Annotated in this window: 4 protein-coding genes; all 4 read left to right on the forward strand. The window is 50.4% G+C overall.

Going from position 1 to position 2758, the window contains the following annotated elements; all coding sequences use genetic code 11:
* The first annotated feature begins 303 nt into the window (after positions 1–303).
* The gene (locus I4V44_RS15865) at positions 304–432 is read left to right on the forward strand and encodes a helix-turn-helix transcriptional regulator (RefSeq protein ID WP_070100649.1); all 129 of its coding nucleotides are present in this window, start codon (positions 304–306) and stop codon (positions 430–432) included.
* Between the two features lie 208 nt (positions 433–640).
* Positions 641–1333, forward strand: a complete 693-nt coding sequence (locus I4V44_RS15870; protein ID WP_064786815.1) for a response regulator transcription factor — start codon at positions 641–643, stop codon at positions 1331–1333.
* Positions 1330–2361 carry a sensor histidine kinase gene (locus I4V44_RS15875; RefSeq protein ID WP_196002951.1) on the forward strand — a complete coding sequence of 344 codons (1032 nt, stop codon included), beginning with the start codon at positions 1330–1332 and terminating at the stop codon, positions 2359–2361. Before I4V44_RS15870 ends, I4V44_RS15875 begins: the two co-directional genes overlap by 4 nt.
* 177 nt (positions 2362–2538) lie before the next feature.
* On the forward strand, positions 2539–2758 hold a 220-nt coding region (locus I4V44_RS15880; RefSeq protein WP_196002952.1), incomplete at its 3' end, for an ATP-binding cassette domain-containing protein.

Below are 2758 nucleotides of genomic sequence, written 5' to 3' on the forward strand. Positions count from 1 at the left end.
ATGTTATTCTTATCATAGGCAGTGGAGCTTTCTTAGTTCAGTTGTTTCGTGTGGTAACTTAACAATAACGGATTATGGAAAGTAATTCCACTGCTTTTTTAATAAAAATAAAACTGCGCCACAGCCTTGGCAGGCCATCGCGCAGCGATTTTGTTCAATCGGAATTTATTGGCGCAGTTATCGCTCGATTTGATGTAAAACCATGACAATATGCAGTTGCTACCGTGGGTTGCGTAATTGCATACCAAGATGTATAGTATTCTACCGGCTAATGGGGTATGCTCTGGGTGAAAGGAGGAGAACATGGCACTTTCAGAAAAACTATACGAACTCCGAAAGAAAAGAGCTCTTTCACAGGAGCAGCTTGCCGAGCAATTAGGCGTGTCCAGACAAGCTATATCAAAGTGGGAGTCTGGAGTTTCCCATAGTTAAAGATACCACACCAAATATGATGAACCCACGCTTATACACTACCAGCTATAATAAACCGCAAGGACAGCAATTTGATACTGCTGTCCTTTCTTTTATAAAATTGCAGTACACAGAAAAAAGCTGTAAAATGATAAATATATTTGTCCTTGTAACAATTCTCGGACATTTGCCTGTTATACTATTTGCAAAAAGAAAAGGAAGTGAGGATATGAAGCAGATTTTAATTGTCGAGGACGACAGTTTTTTGAATAAGATGTTGGCCTATAACCTGACCGCAGACGGCTACGGCGTGACTTCTGCCCTAAATGCCAGAACCGCAGCCGACGCCATCCGCCAGCGGGAATTTGATCTGGTGCTGCTGGACATCAACCTGCCGGACGGGAATGGGTTTGAGCTGTGCAAGCTGATAAAGCCCCAGTACCCGGACACCATCGTAATTTTCCTGACCGCCAACGATCAGGAGAGTGACCAGATACGGGGCTATGAGGTGGGCGCGGTGGACTACATCACAAAGCCCTTTGTGATCGGGGCCTTGCAGCGGAAAATCAAAGCCATGTTCGCCATGCTGGAACATCACAAACCGGCCAAGGACATTTACGACGACGGGCGGCTGTTTCTGGACTTCTCGGAGCAGACGGCTTCCTTAAACGGCAAGCCCCTGACCCTATCCCTGATGGAATATAAAATGCTGAATCTGTTCCGTAAAAATCCCCGGCAAGTGCTGACCCGTGGGCAGCTTTTGGAAAAGCTGTGGGATATAGACGAAAGGTTTGTAGACGAACACACCCTGACAACCTCCATTAGCCGAATTCGCAGCAAGATCGAATCCGACGGCGGCGCGCCCTACATCAAGACCGTTTACGGCATGGGTTATCAATGGACGGGAGGCGAGGCAAAATGAAGTTTCAAAACCTATCGGTAAAGCGGCTGTTTAGCCGGGTGGCAATAGGACTTGTCCTTTCCATGTCCGGGATCACCATAGCCCTGTTTCTTGTGACAAAACAGACGGCGGTGCTGCTGACTGGCGGGGCGCTGCTACTGTGCGCCCTTGTGGGGATTTTTGTACTGACGCAGGCGTTTGGAAAGCGGCTGTCGCAGTTTACCGCTAACCTGTGCCAGACTTTAGACCACATGATCGCCGGAAATGAAGCACCCCAGCGGCCAGAGGACAGCGAAACCCAGCTTGCCAGAATCGGACACCGGTTGGCAAGGCTTTACCAGATCATGCAGGAGAACCGCCGCCGGGTGGACGAGGAACGGCAGGAGTTGCAGACCCTTGTATCGGATATTTCCCATCAAGTGAAAACGCCGGTAAGCAATCTGAAAATGGCGATGGACACCCTGCTGGAAAAGCCTATGACCGAGGCGGAGCGCACCGACTTTATCCGGGGAATCCGCAGCCAGACGGATAAGCTGGACTTTCTCTTTCAGGCCCTTGTGAAAACCTCCCGTCTGGAAACAGGCGTGATCCAGTTGGACAAGAAACCGGGTCGCCTCTTTGATACCGTGGCGCAGGCCATGAGTGGGATCGTGTATGCAGCGGAGAAAAAGGAAATCGCCGTGTCTGTGGACTGCCCGGAGGATTTGACCGTTTCCCATGACAGCAAGTGGACATCCGAAGCCCTCTTTAACCTGCTGGACAATGCGGTGAAGTACACCCCGGCGGGAGGGAAAATCGCTGTGTCGGTGGTGCTGTGGGAAATGTATGTGGAGATCAAAGTGACCGACACCGGCAAGGGCATTTCCGAAAGCAATCAGGCTGCCATCTTCCGGCGCTTCTATCGTGAGGAAGAAGTACACGAACAGCAGGGCGTGGGCATTGGCCTGTATCTGGCCCGCGAGATCGTAACGCGACAGGGCGGCTATATCAAAGTGGTTTCGGAGCCGGGCAAGGGATCGGAATTTTCCATTATGCTGCCTACAAAATAGAACGCGGCGGACGGCCATTCCCGGCTGCCCGCCGTAAATTTTTTTGAAATGTCCGAGCGTTGTAACATTTCACCCCGATTTTCAATGAAATTTTTTGGCCGCTGTAACATTTCGCGGACATTTGGGTTTTATAATACCTTTATCAACAGGCAAGAAGCCTTGAAAGGAGTTTTGAATATGAGCGTTTTACAGACTATTGACCTGAAAAAGTATTATGGCACAAAGCCGAACATTACCCGCGCCCTTGACGGTGTGAACTTCTCCGTGGAGGACGGCGAGTTTGTGGCCGTTGTGGGAACCTCCGGCAGCGGCAAGTCTACCCTGCTTCACATGATGGGCGGGCTGGACACTCCCACCAGCGGAACCGTGATTGTCCGGGACAAAGAGCTGTCGAAAA

Source organism: Blautia sp. 1001283B150304_161114_C9 (genome assembly GCF_015668165.1).
Classification (GTDB): Bacteria; Bacillota; Clostridia; order Lachnospirales; family Lachnospiraceae; genus Blautia_A; species Blautia_A wexlerae.